This is a genomic window from Phenylobacterium sp. (assembly GCF_046590535.1).
Classification (GTDB): domain Bacteria; phylum Pseudomonadota; class Alphaproteobacteria; order Caulobacterales; family Caulobacteraceae; genus Phenylobacterium.
On record NZ_JBKJTG010000168.1, the window covers coordinates 1 to 5568 of the forward strand.

General features: G+C 69.8%; 7 protein-coding genes. 2 read left to right on the top strand and 5 right to left on the bottom strand.

The window, feature by feature from the left end:
* The 5 genes from ACLL81_RS10090 to ispH form a co-directional block, all read right to left on the bottom strand.
* The coding region (locus tag ACLL81_RS10090) for an AAA family ATPase (protein ID WP_411288209.1) at positions 1 to 216 on the bottom strand (216 nt) is incomplete at its 3' end.
* Positions 217 to 399: 183 nt separating this feature from the next.
* Entirely contained in the window at positions 400 to 849 is a 450-nt protein-coding gene (locus tag ACLL81_RS10095; protein ID WP_411288210.1) for a MarR family winged helix-turn-helix transcriptional regulator, read from the bottom strand.
* Between the two features lie 72 nt (positions 850 to 921).
* Entirely contained in the window at positions 922 to 1368 is a 447-nt protein-coding gene (gene rnhA, locus ACLL81_RS10100) for a ribonuclease HI (protein ID WP_411288211.1), read from the bottom strand.
* Positions 1365 to 2360, bottom strand: coding sequence for a homoserine kinase (gene thrB / locus ACLL81_RS10105; RefSeq protein ID WP_411288212.1), 996 nt, complete (start codon positions 2358 to 2360; stop codon positions 1365 to 1367). Before thrB ends, rnhA begins: the two co-directional genes overlap by 4 nt.
* Positions 2361 to 2391: 31 nt before the next feature.
* Entirely contained in the window at positions 2392 to 3348 is a 957-nt protein-coding gene (gene ispH / locus ACLL81_RS10110; RefSeq protein ID WP_411288213.1) for a 4-hydroxy-3-methylbut-2-enyl diphosphate reductase, read from the bottom strand.
* 119 nt (positions 3349 to 3467) lie between these two features.
* Between ispH and ACLL81_RS10115 the strand changes: the two genes are divergently transcribed.
* On the top strand, positions 3468 to 4175 hold the full coding sequence (locus ACLL81_RS10115) for a Tat pathway signal sequence domain protein (protein WP_411288214.1): 708 nt from the start codon (positions 3468 to 3470) through the stop codon (positions 4173 to 4175).
* Positions 4172 to 5568: arginine--tRNA ligase (gene argS / locus ACLL81_RS10120; protein ID WP_411288215.1), on the top strand; the 1397-nt coding region annotated here is incomplete at its 3' end. The genes ACLL81_RS10115 and argS, both read left to right, overlap by 4 nt.

The window sequence follows — 5568 nt, forward strand, 5'->3', positions numbered from 1 at the left end:
GGCGGTGGCCGTCGACCAGATCAGCGCCTGGCAGCGGCCGAGGCGCTCCAGCATCCACCCGAAATCGATGGGACCGTGGACGTCGGGGCCGAAGAGGCGCGCGCCCCACTCGTCGAGCACGAAGGCGACCGCGCCGTGGCGGCGGGCCAGGGCGTGGGCGTAGGTGGTCTTCCCTGCGCCGCAGGGTCCAAAGACGACGTGAAGGGTTGCTGACATGCTTGAGCCTCCCCTGAACCTCAGGGAGCCGTTCGCGATTGTGGTCGCGCTCCCGTGACGCGTGGAACGGCCAAGCTTGAACTTCGTTCCGGCGACCGGCCCGTCTACAGGGCATGCAACGGGTCGGGAGCCGACATTGGCCTCACGCCGAAAGCGGACCTTTCGGGCTTATGAGTAGACGCCCTAGTCCTTGCTTTCGGACAGCCAGGCCCTGAGCGCCTTCAGGAACGGCAGGGCGTCGCGGAACTCGCGGGTGGTGAAGCCGTCGCGCAGCTGGTCGATCTGCGGGCGGATGTTGGCCATGGCCTGGGCGTAGGCCTGGCGGCCGGCCGGGGTCAGCCACAGGCGCTTGCGGCGCCGGTCCGCCGGGCAGTCCTCGACCTCGATGAGTTTGCGCGCGCACAGCCGCTGGATGGTGTTGGTGAGCCCGCTCTTGGTCATCTGCAGGGCGTGCGCCACCTGCGCCGGCGACGAGCCGTCGCCGCGGCGGGACAACAGGTCCAGCACCTCGAACTGCGGATAATTCAGGCCGACGGGGAGCTTGCGGGTGATCGCCGTCCTAACAAGATGTTCGATGTAGCGGATCTCGTCGAACACCTGGACGTCGGCGTGGTCTTCGGGCTCGGGCGGCATGCGCCCTCCTACTGAACAACTTCAAAACTGCACTATATCGTTCGATATTGAATGGTCAAGTTCGATATCGAACTATCTGGCCGCCTTGGCTTCCTCGCAGCCGCGGCCCGCCAGCGCGTCGGCGTGCTCGTTGAGCTCATGGCCCGCGTGGCCCTTCACCCACAGCCAGTTCACCTTGTGGCGCAGCCGGGCCTCGTCCAGCCGCTTCCAGAGGTCCTCGTTCTTCACCGGCTTCCTGTCGGCCGTCTTCCAGCTGCGGGCCTTCCAGCCGTGGATCCACTTGGTGATGCCGTCCTGCACGTACTTGGAGTCGGTGTGCAGATCGACGTCGCAGGGCTTCTTCAGCGACTCCAGCGCCTGGATCGCGGCCATCATCTCCATGCGGTTGTTGGTGGTCGCGGGCTCGCCCCCCCAGATGTCCTTGCGGTGGCCGCCGGAGATCAGCACCGCCCCCCAGCCGCCGGGCCCCGGATTCCCCGAGCAGGCGCCGTCTGTATAGATCACCACCTTTGGCGTCACGATGGCTTGCCCGCCGAAGCGTTGGCGGAGGCGGGCGCCCCGAAGAGCACCAGGTCTGGCGAGGAGCGGTGCACCGCCAGCTTGCGCTCGTACTCCAGCGGGTCCTTGGGCCTGACCAGCGCGCCAGCCGGCGTCGCGCCCCAGTCGTGCAGCCGGGTGAGGAAGAACCGCATCGCCGCCCCGTGCGCCAGGACCGGCAGAGCCGCCCGCTCGGCGTCGCTCAACGGCCGCAGCGCCTCGTAGCCCGCCACCAGCGCGCGGGCCGAGGTGATGTTGAAGCTGCCGTCCGCCTCGAAGCACCAGGCGTTCAGCGCCACGGCGATGTCGTAGGCCAGCGCGTCGCAGCAGGCGAAGTAGAAGTCGATGGTCCCGGCGAAGCGGCCCGCCTGGAAGAACACGTTGTCGGGGAAGTAGTCGGCGTGGATCACCCCTGTGGGCAGTCCCTGCGGCCAGCCCGCCGCCAACACGGCCAGATCGGCGTCGATCTGGGCGGCCAGGCCGGGCTTCAGCCCCTCGGCGTCGGCTTTCAGGCTCGCGAACATCGGGCTCCAGGCGGCCTGGCCCAGGTTGTTGGCGCGGGTCAGCGTGAATCCCTCCGCGGCCAGGTGCAGGGCGGCCAGGCCCCGGCCCGCCTCGCGGCAGTGGGCGGCGGTCGGCCGGCGGACCGAGAGGCCCGACAGGAACGCCACGATGGCGCAGGGCTTGCCGCGCACCCGCTTGAGCAGTTCCCCGTCGCGGGCCGGGATCGGCGGGGCGCTGGGATAGCCATGCGCCGCCAGCCAGCCCATAAGACCCAGGAAGAACGGCAGGTCGGCCTCGCTGACCCGCTTCTCGTAGATGGTCAGGAAGAAGCGCCCGGCCTCGGTCTCCAGCAGGAAGTTGGAGTTCTCCACTCCCTCCGCCACGCCCTTCAGGCTCAGCGGCGCGCCCAGGTCGAAGTCGGCCAGCAGGGTGGCCAGCTCCTCGTCGGTGATGTCGGTATAGACCGCCATGCCGCCCGCATGGGGTAGGTCGCGGAGGCGGTCAAGCCTGCGTCAGCACCCGCGGCAGCTTGAAGCTCACCATCTCGCGCACGGCGTCGATCTCCTCGACGCTGACCAGGAAGGTCTCCGCCAGCCGTTCGATGACGCCCTGGACCAGCACCTCCGGCGCCGAGGCCCCGGCGGTGACGCCCACAGTGGCGGCGCCGGCCAGCCAGGCCAGGTCCAGGCCCTGCGCGTCGTCGATCAGATAAGCCCTGGCGCCGGCCCGGCGGCCCACCTCGGCCAGCCGCACGGAGTTCGACGAGTTGGCGCTGCCCAGCACCAGCAGCACGTCGGACCGCGCCGCCACGGTCTTCACCGCTTCCTGGCGGTTGGTGGTGGCGTAGCAGATGTCATCCTTGTACGGCGCGGCGATGGCCGGGAACCGGGCCCGCAGGGCGTCCACGATATCCGCGGTATCATCCACCGACAGCGTAGTCTGGGTGATGAAGGCCACATTGGCGGGGTCGCGGGGCTGGAAGGCCTTGGCGTCCGCCACGGTCTCGATCAACGCCACGGCGCCGGCTGGCAGCTGGCCCATGGTGCCCACCACCTCCGGGTGGCCGGCGTGGCCGATCAGCAGGATCTCGCGGCCCGCGTCATGGTGCCGCTGGGCCTCCACATGCACCTTGGAGACCAGCGGGCAGGTGGCGTCCAGGTAGAGCATCCGGCGCGCCTGAGCCTCGGCGGGCACCGCCTTGGGCACACCGTGGGCGGAGAACACCACCGGGCGGTCCGCCGGGCACTCGTCCAGCTCCTCGACGAACACCGCCCCCAGGCGCTTCAGGCGATCCACCACGTGGCGGTTGTGGACGATCTCGTGGCGCACATAAACCGGCGCGCCGTACTTCTCGATGGCCCGCTCGACGATCTGGATGGCCCGGTCGACGCCGGCGCAGAAGCCCCTGGGCGTGGCCAGCAGCACGGTGATCGGCGGACGTGGGGCGGTGTCGGTCATCGCCTGCAAGGTAGGGCGTGCAGGGCCCCGCCGCCAGCCGCGTTGCAGCCGCATTCGTGAGGCTGTAGTTAGGCCCCGATCCGCGAGGCCCCTCGCGCCCCTTCTGTTGGACGCCCGTCATGCGCCGCCTTTCCCTCGTCGTCTGCGCCGTGATCGCAGCCGCCACCGCCGTTCCCTTCGCCGCCCAGGCCCAGGTTCAGGGCCGCCCCGGCCGCGGCCAGCAGGACAACGAGCGCCAGCAGCAGGAAGACTCCGCCAAGAAGCGCAAGCGCGACGAGGAGTGGGGCAACAACCGCGCGCCCCTCCAGGCCCTGCGCAACGCTGGCCCCTGCCCGTTCGTGAAGACCCTCTACGACGCCGGCCGCTATGTGGAGTTTAAGGACAACCGCGAGGCCTCGGCCAACGCCGGCTTCTCGGGCGAGATCCAGGGCATCTCCGCGGGCTGCCAGTACAAGGACGATCAGCCCATCAAGGTGGCGATGGAAATCCTGTTCGAGATGGGCAAGGGCCCGCAGGCCGCCGGGACTTCCAAGACCTATCGCTACTGGGTGGCGGTCACCGACCGCAACCGCGCGATCATCGCCAAGCAGAGCTTCGACCTGCCGGTCACCTTCCCGGCCGGCCAGGACCGCGTCTACGTCACCGAGAACATCGCCGAGATCCTCATCCCCCGCGCCGGCCTGACCACGTCGGGGTCCAACTTCGAGGTGCTGATCGGCTTCGAGGTGACGCCGCAGATGGCCGCGTTCAACCGCGACGGCAAGCGGTTCCGCCTCAACGTCGGGACTGCGACGGCCGCCGCCGGGACCGCCTCCGCCCCGCGATGAGTGACCTGAAACGGGGCTTAAGCGAAGCGGTCGAGGCCGCCTTCGCCGCCGCAAGTCTGCCGGCCGAACTGGGCCGGGTCACCGCCTCCGACCGGCCCGACCTCGCCGACTTCCAGTCGAACGGCGCCCTGGCCGCCGCCAAGCGGCTGGGCAAAAACCCCCGCGAGCTGGCCGCCGCCGTGGCCAGGCGCCTGGCGGACGATCCTCGCCTGGAATCCGTGGAGATCGCCGGGCCGGGCTTCATCAACCTGAAGGTGGCGGCCACAGCCCTGTCGGCCCGCGCCGACCAGATCGCCGCTGATCCGCGGGCCGGGGGCACGCTCGCCGATCCTCCGCGCCGCGTCCTGGTGGACTACGGCGGCCCTAACGTGGCCAAACCCATGCACGTGGGCCACCTGCGCTCCTCGATCAGGGGCGAGGCCATCAAGCGGCTCTACCGGTTCCGGGGCGACACCGTGGTGGGCGACGCCCACTTTGGCGACTGGGGCTACCAGATGGGCTTGCTGATCGGCGCGGTGACCGACGAGGACCCCGCCATCGCCGCCGTGGTCCAGGCGCTGAACGCCCAGGACCCGCTGCCTGCCGACTGGGTGGACCTGGAGCCGCCGGCCTTCCGGAAAATCACGCTGGCCGACCTCGACCGGCTCTATCCGGAGGCCGCCGCCAAGGGGAAGGCCGACCCGGACTACCGCGACCGGGCCCGCAAGCTCACCGCCGAGCTGCAGGCCAAGCGGCCGGGCCACTACCTCCTGTGGCGCCACTTCGCCAGGGTCACACAGGTGGCGCTTGAGCGGGACTTCCATGCGCTTGGCGTCGACTTCGACCTTTGGAAGGGTGAGAGCGACGTCGACCCGCTGATCGAGCCCATGGTGGCCGAGCTGGACGCCAAGGGCCTGCTGGTGGACGATCAGGGCGCGCGGATCATCCGCGTGGCCCGGCAGGGCGACAGGCGGGAGCTGCCGCCGCTGCTGGTGGTCTCCTCCGAAGGCTCGGCCATGTACGGCACCACGGACCTGGCCACCGTCCTAGACCGGAAGCAGAGCTTCGCGCCGGACCTAGTGATCTATTGCGTCGATCAGCGTCAGGCCGACCACTTCGAGATCGTGTTCCGCGCCGCCTGTCTGGCCGGCTACGCCGCCGAGGGCCAGCTGGAGCACGTCGGCTTCGGCACCATGAACGGCCAGGATGGCAAGCCCTTCAAGACCCGCGAAGGCGGCGTCCTCAAGCTCGCCGACCTGATCGGGATGGCCCGCGACAAGGCCCGAGAGCGGCTGCACGAAGCCGGCCTCGGCGAGGACCTGCCGCCCGACGAGTTCGAGGACATCGCCGGCAAGGTCGCCGTGGCGGCCCTGAAGTTCGCCGACCTGCAGAACTTCCGCGGCACCTCCTACGT